Annotated in this window: 24 protein-coding genes; 13 read left to right on the forward strand and 11 right to left on the reverse strand. The window is 36.9% G+C overall.

Annotation, left to right across the window (positions count from 1 at the left end; translation table 11 throughout):
• Positions 1-146 precede the first annotated feature (146 nt).
• Positions 147-3,005 carry a 2-oxoglutarate dehydrogenase E1 component gene (locus G8761_RS02005; RefSeq protein WP_243449862.1) on the forward strand — a complete coding sequence of 953 codons (2,859 nt, stop codon included), beginning with the start codon at positions 147-149 and terminating at the stop codon, positions 3,003-3,005.
• Entirely contained in the window at positions 2,992-4,287 is a 1,296-nt protein-coding gene (gene odhB, locus G8761_RS02010; protein ID WP_166023112.1) for a 2-oxoglutarate dehydrogenase complex dihydrolipoyllysine-residue succinyltransferase, read from the forward strand. Before G8761_RS02005 ends, odhB begins: the two co-directional genes overlap by 14 nt.
• A 344-nt stretch (positions 4,288-4,631) precedes the next feature.
• On the opposite strand, the gene sda is transcribed toward odhB, so the two are convergent.
• The gene (gene sda, locus G8761_RS02015; protein WP_420800222.1) at positions 4,632-4,757 is read right to left on the reverse strand and encodes a sporulation histidine kinase inhibitor Sda; all 126 of its coding nucleotides are present in this window, start codon (positions 4,755-4,757) and stop codon (positions 4,632-4,634) included.
• Between the two features lie 198 nt (positions 4,758-4,955).
• On the opposite strand from sda, the gene G8761_RS02020 reads away from it, so the two are divergent.
• The 8 genes from G8761_RS02020 (at position 4,956) to G8761_RS02055 (ending at position 10,828) form a co-directional block, all read left to right on the forward strand.
• The gene (locus G8761_RS02020; protein WP_166023117.1) at positions 4,956-5,738 is read left to right on the forward strand and encodes a VOC family protein; all 783 of its coding nucleotides are present in this window, start codon (positions 4,956-4,958) and stop codon (positions 5,736-5,738) included.
• Positions 5,739-5,872: 134 nt separating this feature from the next.
• Positions 5,873-7,519, forward strand: a complete 1,647-nt coding sequence (locus tag G8761_RS02025) for an AMP-binding protein (protein WP_420800223.1) — start codon at positions 5,873-5,875, stop codon at positions 7,517-7,519.
• A 112-nt stretch (positions 7,520-7,631) separates the two neighbouring features.
• On the forward strand, positions 7,632-8,324 hold the full coding sequence (locus G8761_RS02030; RefSeq protein ID WP_166023121.1) for a Na-translocating system protein MpsC family protein: 693 nt from the start codon (positions 7,632-7,634) through the stop codon (positions 8,322-8,324).
• Positions 8,325-8,605: 281 nt separating this feature from the next.
• Positions 8,606-8,908, forward strand: coding sequence for a hypothetical protein (locus tag G8761_RS02035; RefSeq protein WP_166023123.1), 303 nt, complete (start codon positions 8,606-8,608; stop codon positions 8,906-8,908).
• A 321-nt stretch (positions 8,909-9,229) separates the two neighbouring features.
• Positions 9,230-9,388 (forward strand): hypothetical protein, encoded by a 159-nt coding sequence (locus tag G8761_RS02040; protein WP_166023125.1) that lies wholly within the window; start codon positions 9,230-9,232, stop codon positions 9,386-9,388.
• Positions 9,389-9,676: 288 nt separating this feature from the next.
• Positions 9,677-9,928 (forward strand): hypothetical protein, encoded by a 252-nt coding sequence (locus G8761_RS02045; protein ID WP_166023127.1) that lies wholly within the window; start codon positions 9,677-9,679, stop codon positions 9,926-9,928.
• Between the two features lie 30 nt (positions 9,929-9,958).
• On the forward strand, positions 9,959-10,162 hold the full coding sequence (locus tag G8761_RS02050) for a DUF6501 family protein (protein WP_027321608.1): 204 nt from the start codon (positions 9,959-9,961) through the stop codon (positions 10,160-10,162).
• A 69-nt stretch (positions 10,163-10,231) separates the two neighbouring features.
• Positions 10,232-10,828, forward strand: a complete 597-nt coding sequence (locus G8761_RS02055; protein WP_243449863.1) for a GNAT family N-acetyltransferase — start codon at positions 10,232-10,234, stop codon at positions 10,826-10,828.
• A gap of 465 nt (positions 10,829-11,293) precedes the next feature.
• On the opposite strand, the gene G8761_RS02060 is transcribed toward G8761_RS02055, so the two are convergent.
• The 7 genes from G8761_RS02060 to G8761_RS02090 form a co-directional block, all read right to left on the reverse strand.
• A complete protein-coding gene (locus G8761_RS02060) occupies positions 11,294-11,821 on the reverse strand; it encodes a YhcN/YlaJ family sporulation lipoprotein (RefSeq protein ID WP_166023129.1) in 528 nt (175 codons plus the stop codon).
• Positions 11,822-11,968: 147 nt separating this feature from the next.
• Positions 11,969-12,763 carry a membrane protein insertase YidC gene (gene yidC, locus G8761_RS02065; RefSeq protein WP_166023131.1) on the reverse strand — a complete coding sequence of 265 codons (795 nt, stop codon included), beginning with the start codon at positions 12,761-12,763 and terminating at the stop codon, positions 11,969-11,971.
• Positions 12,764-12,786: 23 nt separating this feature from the next.
• Complete coding sequence (locus G8761_RS02070; protein ID WP_166023133.1) at positions 12,787-13,083, reverse strand: hypothetical protein; 297 nt, start codon at positions 13,081-13,083, stop codon at positions 12,787-12,789.
• Positions 13,084-13,220: 137 nt separating this feature from the next.
• Positions 13,221-13,697: a hypothetical protein gene (locus tag G8761_RS02075; protein WP_166023135.1), complete on the reverse strand. Its 477-nt coding sequence runs from the start codon at positions 13,695-13,697 to the stop codon at positions 13,221-13,223.
• Between the two features lie 820 nt (positions 13,698-14,517).
• Positions 14,518-15,261, reverse strand: coding sequence for a pyruvate formate-lyase-activating protein (gene pflA / locus G8761_RS02080; protein WP_166023137.1), 744 nt, complete (start codon positions 15,259-15,261; stop codon positions 14,518-14,520).
• Between the two features lie 58 nt (positions 15,262-15,319).
• Positions 15,320-17,545, reverse strand: coding sequence for a formate C-acetyltransferase (gene pflB, locus G8761_RS02085; protein ID WP_166023139.1), 2,226 nt, complete (start codon positions 17,543-17,545; stop codon positions 15,320-15,322).
• A gap of 391 nt (positions 17,546-17,936) precedes the next feature.
• Positions 17,937-18,386 (reverse strand): cupredoxin domain-containing protein, encoded by a 450-nt coding sequence (locus G8761_RS02090; protein WP_166023141.1) that lies wholly within the window; start codon positions 18,384-18,386, stop codon positions 17,937-17,939.
• 306 nt (positions 18,387-18,692) lie between these two features.
• Here G8761_RS02090 and mprF point away from each other — a divergent pair, with 306 nt between their 5' ends.
• Positions 18,693-21,230: a bifunctional lysylphosphatidylglycerol flippase/synthetase MprF gene (mprF, locus tag G8761_RS02095; protein WP_166023143.1), complete on the forward strand. Its 2,538-nt coding sequence runs from the start codon at positions 18,693-18,695 to the stop codon at positions 21,228-21,230.
• A 282-nt stretch (positions 21,231-21,512) separates the two neighbouring features.
• Positions 21,513-22,649 carry a D-alanyl-D-alanine carboxypeptidase family protein gene (locus G8761_RS02100; RefSeq protein WP_243449864.1) on the forward strand — a complete coding sequence of 379 codons (1,137 nt, stop codon included), beginning with the start codon at positions 21,513-21,515 and terminating at the stop codon, positions 22,647-22,649.
• A gap of 408 nt (positions 22,650-23,057) precedes the next feature.
• On the opposite strand, the gene modB is transcribed toward G8761_RS02100, so the two are convergent.
• The 3 genes from modB to G8761_RS02115 all read right to left on the reverse strand — a co-directional run bounded on the left by modB (position 23,058) and on the right by G8761_RS02115 (position 24,902).
• The gene (gene modB, locus G8761_RS02105) at positions 23,058-23,723 is read right to left on the reverse strand and encodes a molybdate ABC transporter permease subunit (protein WP_338000901.1); all 666 of its coding nucleotides are present in this window, start codon (positions 23,721-23,723) and stop codon (positions 23,058-23,060) included.
• Positions 23,723-24,523, reverse strand: coding sequence for a molybdate ABC transporter substrate-binding protein (gene modA, locus G8761_RS02110; RefSeq protein WP_420800224.1), 801 nt, complete (start codon positions 24,521-24,523; stop codon positions 23,723-23,725). The genes modB and modA overlap by 1 nt, the downstream gene beginning before the upstream one ends.
• A gap of 115 nt (positions 24,524-24,638) precedes the next feature.
• Positions 24,639-24,902 (reverse strand): hypothetical protein, encoded by a 264-nt coding sequence (locus tag G8761_RS02115; protein ID WP_166023149.1) that lies wholly within the window; start codon positions 24,900-24,902, stop codon positions 24,639-24,641.
• Positions 24,903-25,027: 125 nt separating this feature from the next.
• On the opposite strand from G8761_RS02115, the gene G8761_RS02120 reads away from it, so the two are divergent.
• Positions 25,028-25,504, forward strand: coding sequence for an Hsp20/alpha crystallin family protein (locus G8761_RS02120; RefSeq protein ID WP_166023151.1), 477 nt, complete (start codon positions 25,028-25,030; stop codon positions 25,502-25,504).
• Positions 25,505-25,551 lie beyond the last annotated feature (47 nt).

Consider the following 25,551-nt stretch of genomic DNA (forward strand, 5'->3'; position numbering starts at 1 on the left):
GAATAAAAATATTTTATATTTTTAAAATAACCAGTTAGTTTTAATAGATAAAGGGTATTAGTATACAGGCCTTTTTTGTTTATTGAAACTATGGGTAAAAATTGGCAGGGCCAGTTTACAAATACATAGATAATGGGGTGGTAGTTTTGAAACGGCCTGGGGAAGAAAGTAAAAAGTTTCTAGAAAGTTTTTATGGGCCAAATCTTGGCTATGTTATGGGAATCTATGAACAATACTTAGAAAATCCAGAATCAGTAGATCCCGAAATGAGAATGATTTTTGACCAGCTTCCTATTGAAACTGTAAAGGCTGAGGAAGTACCTTTGCGTGAAGCAAATTATCAAGCCGATAATATTTCTTTCGAGAAGATCGTTGCGGCGGCACGCCTTGCAGAAAATATTCGCTCATATGGTCACCTAGAAGCGAAAATATATCCATTGGGAAATGAAAGGCCTAAGCAGGAAAACCTTACACTCGAACATTACGGCCTTAGTGAGGAAGATCTTAAAATCATGCCTCCAAGTATTTTCTTAAAAGATCAAAATTTATCTTTTTCAAATGCCTTGGAAGCCTACAAACATTTAAAACAAGTCTATACAAAATCGATTGCGTTCGAATTTCATCATGTCCACAGTGCAGATGAAAAAAAATGGCTGCAGCAAAAGGCAGAAAGCGGAAATCTATTTAGAGGTCTTTCCAAGGATAAGCAACTTCGGTTATTAAAGAGGTTAACCGAAGTAGAGGACTTTGAAAAATTTCTCCATCGTACCTTCGCAGGTCAAAAACGCTTTTCAATAGAAGGCCTGGACGTTATGGTTCCGATGCTTGATGAAATGATTTATGAAGCCGTTCGTGAAGGAGCGGAAACAGTTAATATCGGAATGGCACATAGGGGCCGTTTGAATGTTCTCGCACATGTGTTAAATAAACCATATGAAAAAATCTTTTCCGAGTTTCAGCATGCTCCTAATAAGGATCTTGTTCCTTCTGAAGGTTCCAGCGGAATTAACTATGGCTGGACTGGGGATGTAAAATATCACCTTGGCCTCAATCGCCAAATAAAAGAGGAAAATCTTGCAACAGCAAAAGTAACACTCGCTAATAACCCAAGTCACTTGGAATTTGTCGGAGCTGTCGTGGAAGGGTTTACAAGGGCTGCCCAGGAGGACAGGACGGTCTCAGGTGAGCCTCGAGGAGATTTTAAATCATCACTTGCATTATTAATTCATGGTGATGCAGCTTTTCCTGGTGAAGGCATTGTTGCTGAAACATTAAATTTAAGCAGACTAAATGGATATAGAACAGGCGGAACTATTCATATTATCAGCAATAATACGATTGGGTTTACGACGGAATCCTCTGATTCCCGATCCACTTTATATGCAAGCGACCTGGCAAAAGGATTTGAAATTCCAATAATACACGTAAATGCAGATGATCCTGAAGCATGTATTGCTGCTTCTATTCTGGCTGTTGAATATCGAATAGCATTTCAAAAAGACTTTTTGATAGACCTTGTCGGCTATCGAAGATATGGTCATAACGAAATGGATGAACCGATGACAACTAGCCCCTTAATGTATACAAAGATTCATGAGCATTTGACAATTAAGGAGCTTTACGCTAAAACCTTAATCGAAAAGGGTGGAATTTCCGAGAGTGACTTTAAGAACCTGCAAAACGAGGTGGAATCACGCCTGAAAGCTGCATATGAAAAAGTACCTCCAAAGGATGATCATCAAGTTTCTGTACCAGTACCGCCGGAAACAGTAGAACATGGTCTGCCGAAAGTAGATACTAGTGTACCAGCGGAAAAGTTAAATTCAATCAACGAACATTTGCTTCATTGGCCTAATGAATTTAGTGTATTTCCTAAATTAGAGAAAATCCTGAAAAGACGTTCCGAAACCTTTAAGGAAAAGAGCCTTGCTGAATGGGGATTAGCGGAGTCATTTGCATTTGCATCCATTCTCGCTGACGGGACTCCAATCCGCCTTACAGGTCAGGATTCAGAAAGAGGGACATTCGCTCAGCGTAACCTAGTGCTTCATGATCATAATACAGGTAAACGTTTTTCCGCACTTCAGCAATATCCTGAAGCGAAGGCTTCCTTTGCTCTCTTTAATAGCCCTTTAACAGAAACAGCAGTACTGGGCTTTGAATACGGCTATAATGTTTTTGCTCCTGAAACTCTGGTTATCTGGGAAGCTCAATATGGTGATTTTGCCAATGTGGCACAGGTGATTTTCGACCAGTTTATTGCAGCCGGACGGGCTAAATGGGGTCAGAAATCTGGTCTTGTAATGCTGCTGCCTCATAGTTACGAAGGTCAGGGACCGGAGCATTCCAGCGGACGCCTTGAGCGTTATCTCCAGCTGGCAGCAGAAAACAACTGGACAGTCGCAAATTTAACGAGTGCAGCACAGTATTTTCATATTTTAAGGCGGCAGGCAGCCATCTTAAAACAAGAAGAAGTTAGGCCGCTGATTATTATGACACCAAAGAGCCTTTTAAGGAACCCAATGGTTATGTCTACTGCAAAGGAACTAAGTGAAGGTAAATTTTCCACTGTAATAGAGGAACCTGGCTTAGGAACTAACTTTCAAAATGTGGAACGTGTTATCCTCTGTTCTGGAAAAATTGCCATCGATTTATCGGAGAGAGTTAAGGAAGCGGGACAGACTGATTGGCTTCATATATTAAGAGTGGAGCAGATTTATCCATTTCCTTTGGAAAAGGTAAGAGAAGCTTTGAAACGATATCCTAATTTAAAAGAAATTTACTGGGTTCAGGAAGAGCCTAAAAATATGGGTGCATGGAATTTTGTTGAACCTCGTATCCAAGAAACTGCTCCAAATGGTATAAAGGTTGAATATGTTGGACGCAGAAGGCGGTCAAGCCCCGCGGGCGGCGATCCAACTGTCCATAAACTAGAACAGAACTTAATTTTACAAAAAAGCCTGACTAGAAGTGAACAAGGGGGAGAATCAAATGGCAGAAATTAAAGTTCCTGAACTCGCAGAATCTATTACAGAAGGAACAATTGCTCAGTGGCTAAAGAAAAAAGGGGAATATGTTGAAAAAGGTGAATACCTTGTAGAACTTGAGACAGATAAAGTTAATATTGAAATCATTTCAGATTTTTCAGGAACTCTTACCGAATTGAACGCTAATGAAGGTGATACAGTTCAGGTTGGGGATACCATTGCTGTTATTAATGAATCAGGGGATCAGGCTTCCGTACAGGAACCAATGCCAGCCAATGCAGAGCCGGGAGTATCATCTGACGATAAAGTTACTTCTAAAGAAAGCGCTCAGCAATCAAATGCAGCAGCTAATTCACAGGAGGAAACAAATAATGATGCTGGAAAACAAAAGGTAATTGCTTCTCCTGCAGCAAGGAAGCTTGCAAGAGAAAAAGGTATTGACCTTGAGAATGTTCCTGCAGTTGATCCGCTTGGCAGGGTTCGCCGTCAAGATGTAGAAGCATTCCAGCCTCAGCAGAATAACCAGCAGAAAACACCAAATGCAGAACCAAAGCCAACTCCGGCGGCTAAGCCATTTTTCGAAAGTGCAGAGAATGATTCAAAGCCAGTTATCCGCGAAAAAATGTCCAGAAGACGACAGACAATTGCTAAGCGGCTTGTAGAAGTACAGCAGACAGCTGCTATGCTTACAACCTTCAATGAAGTTGATATGACAGCTGTAATGGCACTGCGCAAGCGCAGAAAGGATAAATTCTTTGAAGAAAACGACGTCCGTCTTGGATTCATGTCTTTCTTTACAAAAGCTGTAGTAGCTGCGCTCAAGAAGTTCCCTTATTTGAATGCAGAGATTAGCGGTGACGAGTTCCTCGTTAAAAAGTTTTATGATATTGGAATTGCTGTAGCTGCTGAAGAAGGACTTGTAGTTCCTGTTGTACGTGATGCTGACCGAAAATCATTTGCGGAAATTGAAAAGGATATTTCGGACCTTGCATTAAAGGCCCGTGCCAATAAATTATCCCTTAAGGATTTGCAGGGTGGTACCTTTACAATCACAAATGGAGGGGTGTTTGGCTCACTGCTTTCAACTCCAATCCTCAATGCACCACAGGTAGGGATTTTGGGTATGCATAAAATTCAGGTTCGTCCAGTTGCCATTGATGCAGAAAGAATGGAAAATAGACCAATGATGTATATCGCCCTTTCGTACGATCATAGAATTGTAGACGGTAAGGAAGCAGTTAGTTTCCTTGCAAAAGTGAAGGAGCTATTAGAAGATCCAGATTTTCTTCTATTGGGCTGATATTAGAAAAAGGCTGTCCTGTTAGGGCAGCCTTTTTGCATAAGTGCAAATATTATTCCAGCGGTTTAGAACAGCTTGGACAGAGATTTTTATGGTAGTTTTTTGGAACCTTTGTATTACAATACAAATAGGATTTTAGCATCATGGGCTTGTTTTCAATATCATTAGCAAAAGCTAAAATACTTAAGAGCTTTTCCTGCTAATAAGCCCAAAATAATTCCTGCTGTAATAATAACAATTGCCATAGAACTAGCCCTCTTTTTTAAAATTAGAATCATTGTAAATAATAGCATGGATAAAAAATTAAAAACCGCCGATTATTCGGCGGCTTTCCCCATTCGGTATTAACGTTTTTTAAATGGCCTTAATCCACGGCGTTGAATTTCATCTTTTAAAAATTTAATCCATTCCTTTTCATTTCCGGTTTTCAATGCATCCCGATACGATACGACTAACTGCTCGTTACTCATAATTCTCAACTTTGCATTCCTCCTCTGAAAAGTGGATTGAATATTCAGTTTTAAATATTGTAATAGTTTTTACGCCTTTTGAAAACCCCTTTTTTAAAAAAAATTATAAAAGGTACTTTTGGCTGAGTTAAAAAATCCTCTGGTTTTTCTAGAAATGGTAAAATAGTCAAAAAAAACAAGAAAAGAGGAGATAGAATAATGGATATAGAACTCGATCATTTAGTTAACTTTTTAAAAAAAGACCCAGAACAGGCAGTGTCTGATTGGGAGGCCTTCGGATTAAAAGCTATTCCTGGGGGGAATCATCAGGACTGGGGCACCTGTAATTCTCTTATGTATTTGGGGCTCTCCTATATAGAATTTCTTTCAATTAATTCTGAAGTAACGGCAGCAAAAAGTGATAATCCCCTAATTATGCAACTGACAAAGGACATAGCTGCTTATGAGGGGCTGGGGCAAATTTGTTTTCGAACAACAAATATAAATTCCGTAAAAACCGAATTAGAAAAAAAGGGATATTCTGTTTCCCCTATTTATAAAGGAGAGCGTAATAGAAATGATGGGATGGTCATCCGTTGGAAAATGCTTTTTATTCAAACCGAGAGCAGACTCCCTTATCCTTTTTTTATAGAATGGGAAAAAAATAATGATGAAAGATGGCTGGATTTTAAAAAGATGGGGGTATGGAATAATTGGCAGGAAAGAGCTTCTGTTGAAGAAATCCACTACGTCGTAAATAACAGTAAAGGTGCTGCTAAGGATTGGGGCAGGCTGTTTGAATCACATGTGAAGGAAGAGGAAGAAAACGGTATTAATAAATGTACTATTCGGGCAGGGAACATAAAATTAATTTTCTTCGAGACAGATAGAGATAAAAAGTTAGACAGTATTCTCAAACGAAAAGGAGAGAGACCTTTTCTTGTCCAGCTTAAGCCCGCTTTGCCGCATTCTATTCATTATTTCGAAGATGTCTATAAATAATATCAGAAGCATTTTGCAGGCTATGCAGAATACTCTTTTGAAAGTAATGATACTAAATTAATTGAATATTCATATAAATATGATAACATTTATGTGAATACTTTTATATATAGGGAGGGTCAAGAATGTCTGCTATATTAGATATAACTATCGGCAAATTATTAGAAGAAAAGGCGAAATCGCATCCAGACCATGAAGCAGTTGTTTATGCTGACAGAAATTTAAGATGGACCTACAGTCAATTTAATAACGAATGCAGGAAAGCAGCAAAAGGATTTATCAAGGCCGGGATTAAAAAGGGAGAAAATATGGCTGTTTGGTCTTCAAACACCCCAGAATGGCTAATCACTCAATTTGGTACAGGGAAAATGGGAGCAGTACTAGTCACAGTGAATACAAACTACCAAACTGCTGAATTGGAATATCTCCTAAGACAATCTGACTCTACTACCATTATCTTAATGGATACCTATAAAGAATCTTCCTACATTGATATGCTATATGAGATTGTACCGGAGCTAGGGACATCTGAACCGGGTAAACTAAAAAGCAGCCGTCTTCCATATTTAAAAAATGTTATTGTAATGGGAGAAAAGAAATATCCAGGCACATTTTCCTGGGGAGATTTACTAAAGCTTGGTGAATCTGTTTCAGAAATAGAGTTGGATGAGAGAATTGATTCTCTTGATCCTGCTGATGTCATTAATATGCAATACACCTCCGGAACGACTGGTTTTCCAAAAGGTGTAATGTTAACACATTTAAATATTGTTAATAATGGATTTAATATCGCTAATTGTATGAAGCTAACCAGAAATGACAAGCTTTGCATTCCTGTTCCTTTTTTCCATTGTTTTGGGTGTGTTCTCGGTACGATGGCCTGTGTGTCAGTTGGGGCAACAATGGTGCCTGTTCAGGAATTCAGCCCTAAAAAAGTTCTTCAAACTGTCCAGGATGAAAAATGTACCGGCCTTCATGGTGTTCCTACCATGTTCATCGCAGAGCTCAATGAACCTGATTTTGAACAATATAATTTATCTACTCTTAGAACAGGGATTATGGCAGGTTCCAACTGTCCAATAGAAGTTATGAAGGCAGTTATAGAAAAGATGGGAGCAGCTGAAATTACTATTGCATACGGACAAACGGAATCATCCCCAGTAATTACCCAAACAAGAACGGACGATCCAATTGAAGTTAGGGTGGAATCGGTTGGTAAGGCTCTTCCTAATGTAGAGGTGAAAATTGTTGAACCAGGAACAAATATTGAGGTTCCCCGAGGAGTTCAAGGCGAACTCTGTACACGAGGCTACCATGTTATGAAAGGATATTATAAAAATGAAGCCGCAACAAGAGAGACTATTGATGGAGAGGGCTGGCTTCATACTGGTGATCTAGCAGTCATGGATAAAAATGGGTACTGTAAAATTACAGGCCGTTTAAAGGACATGATTATAAGAGGCGGAGAAAATATTTATCCTAGGGAAATTGAAGAATTCCTCTATACACATCCTCAAATAGTGGATGTCCAGATTGTTGGTGTCCCGGATGCGGTATATGGTGAAGAAGTAATGGCATGGATCATCCCGAAAGAGGGAGCAAATTTAAATGCCAAAGAGATTAGAGATTATTGCGCAGGAAAAATATCAAAACATAAAATACCAAAGTATATAGAATTTATTAGCTCATACCCTATGACAGCTTCAGGTAAAATACAAAAGTTCCGGCTGAGGGAACAAGCGAAAGTGCTTGCTCAAGGAATTGAAGCGAAATATTTATAAAAGCTGCCTTTTTGGCAGCTTTCATTTTTTTACCACGGAAGGCCTTAACATTGTGTTTTATTTTTGTGCAATATAGGGAATAGCTAACTTATCTTATGTGGTGGGGGATCTTATGGAAATTAAGAAGAAGGAAACTGAAATGAGCAGTTTTGTTGGACGTGTGTTAAGAGATAACTTTGGGAGAGGGCCAGGAAATGTTTTTTGTACATTTTCAACCCCTTTTATTGTTTTTCACATTTCCAATTTTTTATCACCAATGGAAAAGTCTCTAATGATGAATGATAAAGCATTTTTTGTTCACAAAACAAGAGATTTAATGATGGAAACTCTTTTATTGGAAATTAAGTCACAAATTGAACTGATAACTGAAAAAAAAGTTATAGAATTCTATTATGATTGGAATTTAGAAGCAAAAACAGGTATGTTTTTGGCGGTTACACAGGATATTGAGCTGGCAAGCGAAGGGCAAACTAATAGTTACACAAACGAGGAAAAAGTTAATCAGGAAATGATCCAAGTCAGCAAAGAGGTAGAAAAACCTCCTGGAGAGATTACATCTTTAATGCTTAATCCACGGACGTTAATTTTTATCAGAGAAAAGATTCTTGTTCCAATTGAAAAGGAATTAATTCATTTTGGCTGTGAGGAAACCTTAAAGATAGTTAAAAGGAATCTTGAGAAGAGAGTGTTATATTTGCACGTTAATAACTTTGAAGAATATTTAAATGTTCGGATAACAGATTATTTTGTTGATTGGAAATTTGAAGAGGATAAAAGCTATACTATTTTTATGCTGAAACCATAATAATTTCTTAGGGAAAACGATTATTTGAAAAGGTATTGATAAGGTTCTCAATAGGTGTTAGAATATCTTAGTAGATGTGGGAATCTGTTGGAAAATGAATTGGGCAAAGAACCAATCATGAAGCAGATTAATTAATTTTAAGATTTTTCACTTGAAAAGTTGACAATAAATTCTGATACGATGAACGGGTATAAAACCAGGCATACGTCAGAAAGGACTATTTATAGTCTTTTCTGACTTTTTTATTGTCCAAAAATAAGGATCTATAAAAGGAATGATAAGTGCAGCTTATGACTATTGGAAAAGATTCAAACAAAGAAACTCTAATACTATCAAGGATTGACAATTATATTAGCCAAAAACGTTCGAAAGATGCAAGCATGTCAAAACCCGGTATTATTAAAAAAAGTGAGATAGAGGACTTTATTGAATGGACTGCCAGGGAATTAGCAATAGGTTTCAATAAGAAATGTCATTCAACAAATACTAGTTTTCAATTTATTTTTGAAAATCAGACCTTAATTTTAGATATACTGTACCGCTATGGCAATTATTACACAAGGCATAATATTTCTTCTTCCTAAACTAATACAGGTGTGTTACTTAAAAGGGCCAGCTGCTGCTGTTCCTTTTTTTTTGCTAATCTGAATTAATATACAAAATTTTGAAAGCAATACGGACAGGATAAGGAAGGCTTCGTCAGCGATAACATCGCACGAAGGAAAAGCACCAGCTTTTCCGGGGAAGTCCTTATCATTCTAAGAGAGGATAATTGTTACTGAACCTTTGAGCGAATTAAATTTCAGTCTAAAGACTGATTAAATTCAACCTTTCCTACAATGTTTCTATTTTCATTCTTTCTTAAAATAAAGAGAAAAAGAAATATTAAAAAGGAGAGGATTTAATTGTTTGAACAAATGTATATCGCTGAAATGCTTCAAAAGCAGAGAGAAATTGAGATGAAAAATAATGTGAATTTTTATTTAGAAGAGCCAATTATTAGAAAGCCAGCCATATGCAGGCTTCAAATGCATCTGCCTAAATTCCGATGTGAGAAAGGTTGAGACAGAAACCTGACTTTTTTTATTTTGTCTCAACCCAGATATAAGCGTGGATAACCCTTATTTCATTCTTTTGTGAGCCAATATTTTTGCATGGGTGTCGGTTAAAAAATGTTGTTGATTGTATAGGAATCTCTGACTTTATCCTCTCAACCCATTAACAGGCACTTACACTTCTTTTAATCAATTGTAAAAGTAATAACTGAACTTTCTGTTTATATATAATGTTTGAAACAAGCCGTTGAGGTGGTAAATAGATAAAGCCATGATCTTAGAAAGAGGGTATGTATAATGAAAACATCCATGGATAATGGCTTTTACGAACTTGCCTATGATCAGAATCGATATGAAAATCTTCAATTTTTACGATTGGATAAAATCTGTAATGTTAAGTATGTCACCCTTAAAAATGTACTTACTGGAGAAATAATAACCTTTGAAGAAGCTAAAATAAATTGGATTAAAAAGAAAACCCGTCTGCCATTTTTAAAAAAATCTTCTTTTAATTTAGTTGCAGAACGGCAGCTTCATTCTTTATACTAGTGATAATCACTGTTTGAAGGGTGGCAGAAAATGATTCACTTAAATTGGCATGAACGTGAAACCATTAAAAAAGTAAAATGTATTCATACAAACGCTGAAAAGTATATTGTAAATAATGCATTAACTCCAGGAAACGTTTACGATGTAAAAAATGAAACCGAAGAGTTTTATTTTATTGTTGATAATACTGGAAAAGTCGGCGGTTTTTATAAAGATTACTTCGCTGATGCATAAAAGAAAGGCTGCCTTGATTATCGGGCAGTCTTTTTGCATAAATAATATACTGGACAGGGGGAGAATGAATTGGTTATTTCAAAGGAAAATATTATTCTTGAAGGGGAAAAAGTAAAGCTGACCCCCATGGATATGGAACACGCAGATGGCTTATGGCAGGCAGCACTGCCGGATATTATTTGGTCCTACATGGCAACAAAGATTAGATCCAAAGAGGAAATAGAGGGAGCCATAAATGCTGCCATTTCTGAAAGAGATAAAGGTACACAGTATCCTTTTACCATTTTTGATAAAGAACGCTGTCAGATAATAGGAAGTACTCGGTACCTAGATATCTCTGAGGACAATAAAAGCCTTGAAATTGGGTGGACCTGGTATCATCCTGATGTATGGCGTACACAGGTAAATACTGAATGTAAGTTATTGCTGCTTGAACATGCTTTCGAAATACTCAATATAAACCGTGTTCAATGGAAAACAGACCTACGTAATATCCGTTCTCAAAATGCTATTTCCCGTTTGGGTGCAATAAAAGAAGGCGTACTCAGGAAGGATCGTATTTTAAAGGATGGATATGTCCGAGATACCGTTGTTTACAGCATGTTAAAAGAAGAATGGCCCACAGCAAAAGAAAAACTACAGTCCAAAATGAACACTGATAAATAATAACAAAATGAGCCTGTGGTTTCTCCGAGGCTGCTGAAAAACTTATATTTTTCATATCATTAAAATTTTAAAAATTAAAAAAGACGATCTTTTATTCATTTTTTTGAATGAATTAGGTCGTCTTTTTTCTTTTTTCCCTCTGAGTATCTTGTTTTTTCATCCATTATTTTTAATATCTTTTTTATATTGACGGTGAATATGACCATGGATACTTGAACTCCATGCCAACAAGGTTCAAGGATTCATTGTAGTTCGTGCCTGTGCTTTAACCCGGATGGTAAAGCAGATTGTTGATTTTTCAACTAAGTTGTTTGGAGCGAAGATGGCGCTCAGCCGAGGAGGCTCCCGAACCGCCCGCGGAAAGCGAGCACCTGAAGCGGAAATCAACAGGCAAATTTAACAGAGCCTTACATTTAAGGAGCCTTTTTAAGTGCCCTCGTTTTAGCCGCAGGCCACTGTTAACTTTTATTGTAAATCCGGAAAAATTCTTCTAACCATTTGTGAAAATTCATCGTAAAATCCTTTTACTGGACGGCCATTTCGCAAGTCGTCTCCGTAATCAGTCATATGTTCGTAGAAATCTGGATTTGCTGACACATACACCCGACCAATATCCTTGTCAGTGGATTTAATCTTTTTAGAAATTCTTTCTTCCAGACTGTTAGATAGGTGCTTGTTATCAGCTAATTGTACAGCTGTAAAAGCATTGTTATTCGTAACAATCACAACAGCCCGGTCTACCTCTTTCATTCCTGTTATTTTCTCTGCTGCTCTGTCAGCTACTTTTGCTTTGTTATCCTGATTGAGATTTCTAACATCATTATTATCTCCGACATTTCTAACACGTGGAACAGCATCCCTTGTGTTGTAATTAACTTTTGTTGGCTGTGTTCCATTATTGTTGCCAGCATTTTCATTAGCATTATTTCTCGCACATCCTCCGATTAACAGTCCAAATAAAAGGACCGAAGGAAAAATCCATTTTGCTTTCATTATTTTTCACTCCTTATTTTCACTAATCACCGATAGCATTCCTAATTTCTTGAAAACTATTCAGGAAAGAAAAGAAGGATATATTGTTTAATTAAATGCGTAAAAAACAAAGAAAAAGCATCCATTGGACGCTTTTTCTTTGTTTTTTTATTTTTTACCAGTACTAGCTTGAACCTCTGGCGTTTTTTTAGTCTGGTAAAGCCTTTTGCTGATCAAAGTTTGGAGTGTTAAAAAGGTACCACCGACTGCCCAATATAAGGGAAGTGCAGCTGGTGCTTTAAGCGAAAACATAACAATCATAATTGGGGAAAGAAGCCCCATGTATTTCATTTGTTCCTGCTGCTGTTGAGGCATGCTTGATTGTGAAACTTTAAATTGTAAGTAATAAATTACACCAGCTATAAGGGTAATGGCAATATCAGGTTTTCCTAAACTGAACCAAAGAAAGTTGTGGGAAGCAATTTCTGCATTTCCTCTAATTGCGTAATAGAAACCTGTCAGGATCGGCATCTGGATGAGAATTGGGAGGCAGCCCATATTTAAAGGGTTAACTCCGTGCTTTTGGTAAAGGCCCATCATTTCCTGCTGAAGCTCCTGCTTTTTCTTTGGATCCTTTTCAGTTTTCATCTTTTTCTGGATAGCTTCCATTTCAGGCTTCAAGCTATCCATCTTTTCTTTCATGCCCATCTGATTTTTATATTGTCTCAGCATAAGAGGCATTAATGCAAGACGGATTAGAAGTGTAATAACAATGATAGATAAGCCGTAATTACCGCCAAAGATACCAGCAAGTCCATGAATACTCTTGATAAAAGGTTCAACAAGATAAGTGTGGAAGAATCCGCTGCCGCCTTTACCATTTTGAGCTGAACATGCTGAGAGTAATAAAGTAGTTAGTGTTAATAATCCTATTATTGTAAATGAAGAACGTTTAATTTTCATATTTCCTCCTGAAGTTTAAAAAATTATAATGTATAAAGCAAAAAGGAAGAGTGTTCTTCACGGCCATCCTGCGAGCTTTTTTTTCTGCGGATATATTTTATAATCCACATTAAAATATGATTGCTGTGATTATTGCTTTTTTCGCTATTATAAAAGAATGGCTGAACGATTTTTGTGTTTGCAGTATCAGTAATTGAGCCAAGAAAAGAACTCTCGGCACTCCATGCCCAGAGAAGTTTAATAGTCATTCCAATATATATACTTATATAAAGTGCTGTAAGTGTATTAAAGTCTGTTAAGTCAATCAGGATCTGGATCAAAATCATTCACCTCGTTTTGTAGCCATGATATGAGTATAAAGGAGAAAGGGACAAGAATCAATTTAATATTATATATAACCAAAGCTAAAAGACGGCACAATAATAATTTATTCACTATACAAAAGTAAAGTCGGATTTTATTTCGAATCGGTTAAACGGTTTAGTTTATCTTTCAAATAAGAGGAAAACTCCCCTGGGTTATCTACTGACAGGATAATTTGGTTAACGCTGCCCCGTAAACCATACATATAAAAAATGCGTAACTTGTTTTTAAGCTTAATTTGAAACTGTGGTTTTTCCATAATGAAATCAGATGGACGGGCATCAAAAATATTGTTTTTTTTCTTGCCTGGAATTATATCTGGTCCGGAATATGTCTTGAATTCTTCTATTTCTCTAAGGGGGATTTGCATTCCTTTTGATAGTCCTGCTTGAAGGATAAGTTCATCCTCAGTGACAAGAAATGGAGAAAGTCTGATTGCCTGAATTTCAGCAAGAAAAAACAAGATACCATAAATATTAAAAATCAATAATATAGAGGAAGCTATCGGATTCCATTGATGAAGGAAATAATGAAGCCCTATTGTTTCAATAGCCATAGCATGAATCAGCATAACCCTCATCACCAATGAACTGGTTTTTTTATGATAGGTAAAAAGTCTGCCTTTACTATGAGAGGTTTTTGTTCTCCAAGAAAAAAGGGCGTAATAAAATAAAGAAATATCAGTGGATAAAATGCCTTTCAGACGATTATTCGAATAATCATTATTCGTAACTTTTCTTATGTTTAAGAGAAAATATGAATTTCCTCTATTAATTCTTTTAAAATTCTTTATGAGGGGAGGGAGTGTTTTAGCTAAGCATATAAAAGTATAAAGTTCAATTAAAAAAAATACTCCTTCGCATATACCAAGAAAAAAAGGAACAAAAGGATCGTTTTTTAAAAGGTCCTTCGGGATAATAAAATAAGCTGCTCCATATGAAAGAAGGATTAATAAACCTATTTTCTGTATTGAAAAACGGTTCAGATAGAAAATGAAACAAGCAGAAAGGGGAATCATGATAAATAGGTCAATCAGGGTACCTATAACAATATGTTCTGGTAATGGCTGTACATATGAAAGTCTATATAATGCAAAATTAGAAATAAAAATAAGGATAGAGATTAAAATGAAAAGTAAAAACTTAGATTTTTTAAAAGAAGCTTCCATCGTAATTCACCTCTAATCTAATTATAAAGTAAATTCGAACATTAGAAAAATTTGGCATTCGCCAAGCTCCTTTTACGGATGCCCTAGTTTTACTTATCACGCTCAAAACGGCACATCCTGTGCCTTTCGCCTGACTAGGACTTCCTGTCCGTCGTGCGTTTACAATTTATGAATAAATTCTGATAAGCTAAAAAAGAAAAATGCCAAAAAAGGCATTTTTCTTTTAAACAGGTTTTCTCCAATGTTTAGTTAACATCTCTAAAGCATATTGTACTTTTTCTTCAGAAGGGGGTTCAATATCCTTTAATGGATATTCATGGCCAAGAGCTTCCCATTTATAAACTCCGAGCTTATGGTAAGGGAGAATCTCTATTTTTTGAACATTTTCTAAGGAGCCGATAAACTCGCCGAGTTCCTTTAGATCGGTGGGATCATCTGTAACGGAAGGTACAAGCACATGACGTATCCACACAGGAACCTTATGACTTGATAGGAATTTGGCAAAATCTAAAATGTGGTCGTTGGCCATCCCGGTTAGTTTAATATGTTTTTTCCGATTAATATGCTTTAAATCAAGTAAAATTAAATCGGTGTACTGAAGCAATTCCTCGAGGCCCTCAAGAAAATGGGTAGAGCTTGAAAAGCATCCTCCAGAAGAGTCAATGGTTGTATGAATTCCTTTACTTTTGCAAGCCTTAAAAAGTTCCAGCAGGAAGGGGATCTGAAGTAATGGTTCACCGCCGCTCACAGTAATCCCCCCGCCTGATGCCTTAATGAAAGGGAGATAGGAAGTTAAATCATTCATGACTTCGGAAACAGCCATCGGTTTGCCGCTTCCAATTTCCCATGTATCGGCATTATGGCAAAATTGGCATCTAAGAAGGCAGCCCTGTGTAAATACTACATAACGTATACCTGGCCCGTCTACTGTGCCCAAAGTTTCAATAGAGTGAATATTTCCGTTCATGATGATTTTCCCCTTTCGGTAGTACACCGGAGGCCTTTAGCCTCAGGTTAATTTTCAGTTACATAGATTCATGGAAGGTTCGGTTAATAACATCAAGCTGTTGTTCTTTAGTCAGTTTAATAAAGTTAACCGCATAACCTGAAACCCTGATTGTTAATTGAGGGTATAATTCAGGATGCTCCATTGCATCCAGCAAAGTCTCTCTGTTAAATACGTTAACATTTAGATGGTGTCCTGCCGTAATGGCATAGCCGTCAAGAATGGAAACAAGATTGCGGATTTGGTTTTCTTCTTCTTTGCCCAGCGCTTTCGGCACAATGGAGAAAGTATTTGAAATGCCATCCATTGCATAAGTGTAAGGAAGCTTTGCTACGGAAGAAAGAGAAGCTAGAGTACCTTTAGTATCCCTTCCATGCATAGGGTTTGCTCCTGGCGCGAAAGGCTCACCTGCGCGACGTCCATCCGGAGTATTGCCTGTTTTCTTCCCATAAACTACGTTGGAAGTAATTGTGAGAATGGACATAGTGTGCAGAGAATCCCGGTAAGTATGATGCTTGCGCAGCTTCTTCATAAAGCGTTCGACAATATCAACTGCAATGCTATCCACACGGTCATCATTATTTCCGTATTTAGGGAAATCTCCTGAAGCTTCAAAGTCAACAGCGATTCCATTCTCGTCGCGGATTACTTTAACCTGGCCATACTTAATTGCACTTAGTGAGTCTGCAACTACGCTAAGTCCGGCAATTCCTGTTGCCATTGTACGAAGGATCTTGGAATCATGCAGCGCCATTTCAATTCTTTCGTAGCTGTACTTATCATGCATATAGTGAATGATATTTAATGTATTAATATAAAGTCCTGCAAGCCAATCCATCATATTATCAAACTTTTGCATTACCTCCTCATAATCTAGTACTTCAGAGGTAATAGGCTGATATGATGGGCCAACCTGTATTTTAAGTTTTTCATCTATACCGCCATTAATGGAATAAAGGAGGGCTTTTGCCAGGTTTGCACGGGCACCAAAGAACTGCATCTGCTTGCCGATTTCCATTGCTGAAACACAGCAGGCAATTCCATAGTCATCTCCGTATTCAGGCTTCATGATGTCATCATTTTCATATTGGATTGAACTTGTTTTAATAGACATCTTTGCACAGTATTTTTTAAAGTTTTCTGGGAGCTGAGATGACCATAAAACTGTTAGGTTTGGCTCAGGTGCAGGACCCAGATTATCCAGTGAATGAAGGAAACGGAAAGAGTTCTTCGTTACCAGGGAGCGACCGTCCATTGCCATACCGCCTATAGATTCTGTCACCCAGGTAGGGTCTCCGCTGAATAATTCGTTATAATCAGGGGTCCGAGCAAATTTAACAAGGCGAAGCTTCATAATAAAGTGGTCAACTATTTCCTGTACTTCTTCCTCTGTTAAAGTGCCTTCCATTAAGTCCCTCTCAATATAAATATCAAGAAAAGTAGAGACACGTCCAAGACTCATTGCTGCACCGTTTTGTTCTTTAATGGCAGCAAGATATCCGAAATAAAGCCACTGGAATGCTTCCTGAGTATTTTTTGCTGGTTCTGAGATGTCAAAGCCATAGCTCTTAGCTAATTCTTTTAATTCCTTGAGCGCTCTGATTTGTTCGGCAATTTCTTCACGCAGGCGCATATTTTCTTCTGTCATAACACTGCTTGTGTTTTTTAAGTCTTTTTGTTTTTCCTGCATAAGGAAGTTAACGCCGTAAAGAGCAACACGTCTGTAGTCTCCAATAATACGTCCCCGGCCGTATGCATCAGGAAGGCCAGTAATAATAGCAGCTTTACGGGCCAGCATCATTTCATCGGTATAAGCATCAAAAACCCCTTGATTGTGAGTTTTTCTAAATTCAGAAAACGTTTTTTCTACTTCTGGATTTAAAGTATATCCATATGCTTCACAAGCGGCTTTCGCCATACGTATACCGCCAAATGGCTGCATGGAACGGTTAAAGGGCTTATCAGTTTGTACACCTACTACTTTCTCAAGTTCTTCATTTAAATATCCAGGTCCGTGAGAAGTGATGGTAGATACTGTCTCAGTATCCATATCTAATACTCCGCCGTTTTCACGTTCCTTCACGGTAAGATCCATTACCTGTTCCCAAAGCTTATTTGTTGCTTCTGTAGCTCCTTGTAAAAAAGAGTCATCTCCTTCATAAGGAGTATAATTATTCAAAATAAAGTCGCGGACATTAACCTCTCTTGTCCATGTGCCTTTTGCAAAACCTCTCCATTGTTCCATGGTGATTCACCTCTAGTTTATTTTTAAAACTATATAACAGCTTTAACATTATTATCTTACCTTGAGTATCACAGTTAAAAAGTGATAAAAGTCACGTGAATTAGGGGGTAATTGTTAAGATATTGTGAAATCTAGGTTTTTAGGGGCTGATAACTGTAAAGGAGAAAGTTTTTTTTTTGTATAAAGGGACTTATGGATTAAACTGTACTATAAAAAATATGTAATTATAAAAATCTGTTATATAAGATAAAATCAAGGATATAAATATGAATATAGTAGAAACTCAAAAAACACCACTTTTTAGAAATCGCAACAGGAAATTTGTAAAGGGGCCGAGTAAGAAGGGAGATAAGAGGTGGAATAAAAAAAAACAGGTGGTGTACCTGTTGTTTTAATCTACTACAATATAGGCAATCATAGGACCATTATGGTCTTTATCTGGATGTGCATGGCATATAAGGCGGTAAGTTCCTTCTTTTTTTAATGTAAGAGGGATAACAGTTTCTTGTCCTTTTTTTATGGTTCCTTTTATACTGGTTCCTTCAATATGAAAAGGATGACTTTCTCCATTGACTCCATAAATAACAAGTCTTACTTTTTCATTCTTTTCAATAGAAATTGTACCAGGATCCCATCTATAAGCTTCAATTTCTTTTCCGGTGCTTAATTTGGTTTTATATTCTCCAGTAACCAAATGGATTTCACGGATGTTTGAATTCTCCTGGTTAAAAACAACGGTATCCGCTGCCTTTAGCATGTACCATACCGAAAAGGAAACAGCAGTTATAAAGATAAGGAAAAGCAGTAAAACTGTTTGTTTCTTTATTACAAAGAAATTCATAATACAACCCCCTCATACTAGTCCTAGTACTATATATACGGGTATAAGGTGAAAACTTGTCTGATTTTTTGGACTAACTTGTAAAATGACCCGTAAATGTATGGAAGGACCAAGTTTCTATATGCTTTTCATCATTTATATGATGGTCGAGGGGAACTAAGGGGAAGAAAAGGTAACAGTACAAAGGCTTAAAAAGAAATGATGAACAGAACGGTGAATAAGGGATCTTCGAATAATTTTCTTTGTTTTTTGTCCAGAAAAGATTATAGTAAATACAGGAATCAGAGGAAAAAAGGGAGAATCAGCATGAGTGCAATTAGAAAAGAAAAAGTTTTTACAGCTGCTAAATTCATTTTTCCACTCCTCTTGTTGATTTTGGCGGTATATGAACTAAATAAATTTGCTGGAAATATTAATGTTCATTTGCTTAAAAATGAAGTTAACCAGCTTCATATTGGTAAAGTGGTCCTGATTTTTGCAGTCACATTGTTAGCGGTTACTCCAATGTTTTTTTATGATTTTATACTTGTAAAGATATTAGATTTAAAAGTTCCTTCGCGAAAACTGTTTGAACAGTCGTTTATCGCCAATTCTTTTTCAAATTTAATTGGATTTGGCGGGATAATTGGTGCGATGCTTCGAACCTATTTTTACAATAAACTTGAACAGGATAAAAGGAGATTATTGGGAGGGATAGCTTCTGTCTCCCTCTTTTATTTGACTGGAATATCTCTTATCTCATGGTTTATAGTTTTGGGCTTTCGTGATTTCCCCCTATTTTTGGATACAAAATGGCTTTATTTTGCCGTTTTAGGTGTAGGGCTCTATTTGCCTGTTTTTGCTGTAATTCATGTAGTTAAGCATAAAAAAGACGATAAGATCCTCATATCTCTTGATACAGGAGTAAAACTTACTCTTGTTTCATTGCTTGAATGGGCGGCTGTTTTTCTTGCTATTTGGATTTTATGCGGTATATTGGGGATTTCCATTGGCTTTACAGGGCTTCTGCCTGTTTTTATTGTAGCTTCCTGTGCAGGAATCATCAGTATGATTCCTGGTGGTCTTGGTTCATTTGATTTGATATTTATTTGGGGAATGCACGATTTAAATATCCCAGATGAAAAGGTTTTGGTTTTACTATTATTTTACCGGATGGGCTATTATGTTCTTCCTTTTTTGATAAGTGTCATCTTATTTATTAAGGAATATTGGGAAAGATGGAATCAATCCTGGAATAACCTTCCCAATGCGATTATTCAAAATGCAAGCCATACAGTATTAACAGCTCTTGTTTTTATATCGGGATTGATTATGTTGTTATCTGCATCTGTTCCTGGGGTGGTCTCACGTTTAAAAGTCATTCAGGAGTTTTTGGCCTTTCCCATTGTGGACTTATCTCATCGCCTATCGGTAGCAGCGGGATTTTTACTGCTTGGGCTGTCACGCGGAATTGAATATAGTGTAAAAAGGGCCTACCAGCTAACGATGATTGCGTTATCGTTTGCAGCTCTGTTTTCAATTTTTAAGGGAATAGATTATGAAGAGGCTGCTTTTTTACTTGTGGTGGCTTTACTTTTAAGAATGTCACGAAATAAATTTTATAGGGAAAGCTACGTGATGACCTGGGGGAAGACGATATTTGATCTGACTTTGATTGTTATTATTACTTCAATGTATTTGATTATAGGATATCTCAATCTTCCAACTGCGAAGTTTAATATTCCTCCAAAATTAAGGCCCTATTTTATAACTAATTATTATGATTTATTTAACAGTGCACTCCTCGGACTCACAATTGCATTTTTAGTCCTGATGTTTGGCTATTTGATAAGTAAACCGAAAGATTGGGAAATGGAGAAAACTGCAGGTCAGGAAAAGGAAATACTGGCTCATCTGAAGAAATATAAAGGGAAAGTTCTATCCCATCTTATATTCTTACATGATAAATATGTATTTTGGAACAGTAAAAGAAATGTTATGTTTTCTTATGCACAATATGCAGATAAGCTTATTATCCTCGGGGACCCTGTTGGAGAAAAAAATGATATGGTTGAGGCTATAGAAGAATTTCAGGAAATATCGGACCTTCATGGCTATTCATTGGTGTTTTATCAGGTGAGTAATGACCTGCTGCCATTTTTACATGGCAATGGTTATGACTTTTTTAAGCTCGGAGAAGAAGCATTTGTGGAATTGGATGAATTTAATCTTAAGGGAAATAGGATGAAATCGTTACGAAACATTCAAAATCAATTCGAGCATGACAATTACCGATTTAGGCTTGCCGAACCGCCTTTTTCGGACGAACTGTTTAAGTCATTAAGAGATATCTCTAATGAATGGCTGCAGGAAAGGAAGGAAAAGGGCTTTTCTCTGGGGTTCTTTGATGAAGTTTATCTGAATAAAGCTGAATTAGCGATTGTCGAGGACCCAGATAAGAAAATTTTGTGCTTTGCCAGTATCATGCCTATATATGATGACCGCCAAACCATCTCGGTAGATTTAATCCGTTTTAGTCCTGATGCACCCACTGAAATAATGGATTATCTTTTTATTTCTCTATTCGAATGGGCTAATCAAAAAGGTTACAAAAGGTTTAATATGGGAATGGCGCCATTAGCAAACGTAGGTCTTTCAAGATTTTCTTTTTTAAGTGAAAGGGTGGCTGCACAGATCTTTTTACATGGTCATTTTATATATCAATTTCAGGGCTTAAGGATGTTTAAACAAAAATTTACTGACATATGGGAACCTAAGTATCTGGCATATCGAAAGAAGTCATCCCTGCCATTTACAATGGCACAAATCACCCTTTTGATTTCAAAAAAGAGGGTTAAACAATAAAGTCTAAAACACAATATAAAAATATTTTCAAAGTAATGCACACGTCATCTATATATAATGATGTGTGCATTTTTATATTTAGTTGGCTCTATTGAAGTGTATAAGATAGCTATCCTTCATTGGGGTCATGCAGGACAATTAATCATATTTGGATTTAAAATCTTCTATAAGAATGGATTATTACTGTTTTCTTACATAGATTAAACATTAAAGAAAATGGTTTATTAGTTTGTCGAATCTGTTAAAATTAATAGGACTAAAGTGGAAGATAGGTGTTAAAAATTGACGAAATTTGTTGCGTGCCTAATGGCATTTATAATGTTTTTCTCAACTCAGACAGGTGCGTTTGCCCGCCAGGATAAAAAAATAAATATAAAAAGTGAAGCAGCTGTAATGATAGATACAGAAACAGGAGCTGTTCTATATAGCAAAAATCCGGATGAAGCATTATATCCTGCTAGTTTAACAAAAATAGCAACGGCTATTTATGCTATTGAAAAAGGTAATCTCAATGATATCGTCACCGTAAGCAGGAATGCTGCCACAACAGAGGGGACGCGGGTTTATTTAAACGTTGGAGAAAAGGTCCAATTAAAAAAACTCATTCAGGGAATGCTTATTAATTCAGGAAACGACGCGGCAGTTGCGATTGCGGAACATCTTGGAGGTACAGTTGAGCAGTTTGAAACAGAGCTAAACGAGTATCTAAGAACAAATATTGGGGTGCAGCACACCCATTTTGTGACCCCGAATGGTCTTTTCAATGAAAATCACTATACAACTGCTATGGACTTGGCACTGATTACAAAGTATGCTCTGCAAAATCCCGTCTTTTCAGAAGTCTTTGGATTAAAAGAGTTAAATTGGGTCGGACAATCTTGGAAAACGACTTTAGTTTCTAAACATCGCATGTTAAATGGTGAGGTTCCTTTTCAGTATGTCACTGGCGGAAAAACAGGATTTATCGATGAGTCAAAACAGACACTGGCTACTTCTGCTGATAATGGAAAATTAAAGCTAGTCGTCGTTGCCCTTAAGGCCGATCATAAGAAAGATATTTATAAGGACACCGTAAAATTATTTAATTATGGATTTTCTTCCTTCGGCCATGAGACTCTGCCAAAGGACAAAACGTTTAAAAGTGGAAAAAATCTCTACCTTGTTTCCCAAGAGACAATGGTTACTAAACCTTTGAATGATCAGGTAGAAAAAGTAGATAAAAAAAGCAGTATGCTTAACGTAGAAAATAAGAATGGGGATATACTACAGCAAATCAAGCTGACCGAAAAAAAGATCCCAAATGAGAAACACAAGGAAGAATATACAGAAAATATGCACTTGAATTTGTTTTATGGAATCATTCCTGTTCTTGCTATTTTTCTATTCATGTTTTTAAAGAGAAAATTAATCAGAAGCTAAGCAGATAAGAAAGAGGGTATTTCAAACTGTAAGTTTGGAATACCCTCTATTTATGATCTATTCATGGTTTATAATTATACTTGCCAGATGGTTTTCGCTCGCTTTCTGAAGACTTTTACTTGAAGCTGCACGCCTGGTGGTTTCGCATGAACCCGTTTTCTCGCAACTCTATTGAACTTGCCATCAGAAGTAACTGAACGCACAAAGAAAATACGACTGCACAAGCATCATTCCTGAATTTACATCTCACAAAGGAAATGCAGCAGCATAAGGAAAACTTTCTTGAATATACATCTAACAAAATTATGCTAAAGCATAATTGAGGATTTTCGAGGAGTCTCCCGCCTTCCGCCTTCCGCCTCAAAAAACAAAGATGCAAAATAAACTCCGATGAGTTCTAAATAACCTTTATTTTTTAACCAGATTAGTGGTAAATAGCATGATGGAAGAAATAGCAATCATACATATCACATAAGTCCATGCTGTTTTCATATCTCCCGAATCCATTGCAATATAAATAGCTGTAGAAGCTGTTTGGGTTTTCCCAGGGATATTACCCGCAAACATAAAGGTGGCTCCAAATTCGCCAAGAGCTCGGGCAAAACTAAGAATCGTACCGCTGATTATAGCTTTATAGGATAAAGGCAGAGATACATAAAGAAAGGTCAGCAGTTCTCCTGCTCCGTCGACTCTCGCTGCTTCTTCTATTTCTTTTTCTACAGATTGAAACCCGTTTTTAGCAGTCTGATACATTAGAGGGAAGGCCACAACAGAGGAAGCAAGCACTGCAGCCCAAGCTGTAAACATTATGGAATGCTGAATTATCCTTTCCGCCAGTGCCCCAGCAGGGCTATGTGGACCTAAGAGAACTATTAATAAGAAACCTATTACTGTTGGTGGAAGGACAATAGGAAGTAGAAAGGCAGTTTCCAATAAAGTTTTTCCCTTGAAGTTCGGACCAGACATAAGTTTCGCTATTATAATTCCAAAAAGGAATACAAAAAACGCAGATATTAAAGAAACTTGAACAGATAATTTTAAGGGAAACCAAAAATCACTATTAAACATACTCATCAATCCAATACTATAAATCCATATTTTTCAAATGTCTTTTTTGCTGAAGTACTTTTTAAGTATTTCAAAAAGATAGCTGCTTCTTTATGGTGTTTTGTTTCTTTTATTATACCTGCTGGATATATAATAGGATCGTGCATATCTTCGGAAGCTGTCTCAACAATCTTCACCTTATTGGAGACTTTTGCGTCTGTAAGATATACGATACCGGCATCAACACTTCCCGTTTCTACATATGTAAGTACCTGCCTGACATCCTTAGCCTGTATAAGTTTGGGTGTGAGTTTATCCCAAACTTGATATTTTTGCAGTGCCTGCTTCGCATACATTCCTGCTGGAACTGTTGCGGGTGTACCAATTGCAACCCTCGAAACCCTATTGTCCGATAAATCGGAGAAAGACTGAATAGCGGAATGTCTTTTAGGAGTGATGAGTACAAGCTTATTCCCCAATAAATCTTTGCTGTCTTCTTTTTTTATTAACCCTTTTTGTATTAAATCATCAAATTTGTCTTTTGCTGCCGAAATAAAAACATCGACCGGTGCACCTTGAATAATTTGCTGCTGCAAGGCTCCTGTACCTCCGAGGTTAATGGACAGGTGGATGTTTTTGTGTTTCTTTTCGAAAGTGGTTTTTATTTCTTTAAGTGCATCATTTAAGCTTGCTGCTGCAGAAATCGTTATTTCAGATTCTTCTTGTTTTTGTGATGGTACATCCTTCGCGGCACATGCACTTAGAACGATAAGGAGTGAAAACGAAAGTAACAGTGTAAAGCAAAGCTTTTTCATAAAATCCTCCAGAAAATCAAAGTAGTATAGACATAAGAAAATTATATAGGAATCTTCTTCTTCATAAAAGCAAAGATTACTGCACGAAAAAAAACCTGCTGCAGGAGCAGGCTGAGAAAAAAAGTCTTCAGCAATCGTCGTTTTCACCCACATAGGGATGGGATACAAACGAAGATGGCGAGTCAATCTGGTCACGGTCATCTACCATGCTTCTCGTTGCACAAAATTGACTGCCATCTCCAAAGTTTTGCCCAAAGCCCTGGTTTTTTTTATCAGAATTATGCCAGTCTGCAAGAAGATTTTGACCGATATTAACTGCCGAAGCATTTTCGAAGGAATTAATTTTAATCATATAGATATTTATATTAATATACGGTATTGGAGCAGGCACGTAATTTCCTCCTTTGCTTGCTTCTAAAATATATGCATGCATAGGACAAATATGAGGAAAAGCAAACTGCAAATAGGACAATAAACATTCTCTTGCCAGAGGTACCTGAGAAGGAGATGAAATGGATGGATATGGATAAGCTGAAGCAGTGGCTGGATATCGCACAAAGCATGCATGGAAACGATTTTTGGAAAACGATTTTTGATCAGGATATGGCAGGATTTATGGATGAACAAAAAAGAGAAAAGCCTACAGATGGCGAAAATATGAGCCAAGGAAAGAAAGGTGACATTTTCCCTCCTATTGACATATTGGAAAATGATAAAGAAGTTATCATATTGGTTGAAATACCAGGTGTTAAAAAAGAAGATATTGAGCTGGGGCTTAATGGGGACTCGTTATTAATAAAAGGAGTTTCGATGCAGTTTTTCTCTGAGTTCAGAAAAAAATATTCTGAGCGATTTTATGGGGAATTCAAGAGGAGTATCAAGCTTCCTGATGAGATAAAGCCAGAAGAGATTCAGGCTAAATTTTGGAATGGGATATTAATCGTAAGTTATTTAAAACCCCCCTCATATGTTCAGCCAATTAATATAGAATAAAAAGACCTACCGTTCCTGCATGTTGGGAAAGCAGGAACGGTACAAAT

The organism is Neobacillus terrae, from assembly GCF_011393025.1.
GTDB classification, from domain to species: domain Bacteria; phylum Bacillota; class Bacilli; order Bacillales; family Cytobacillaceae; genus Neobacillus_A; species Neobacillus_A terrae.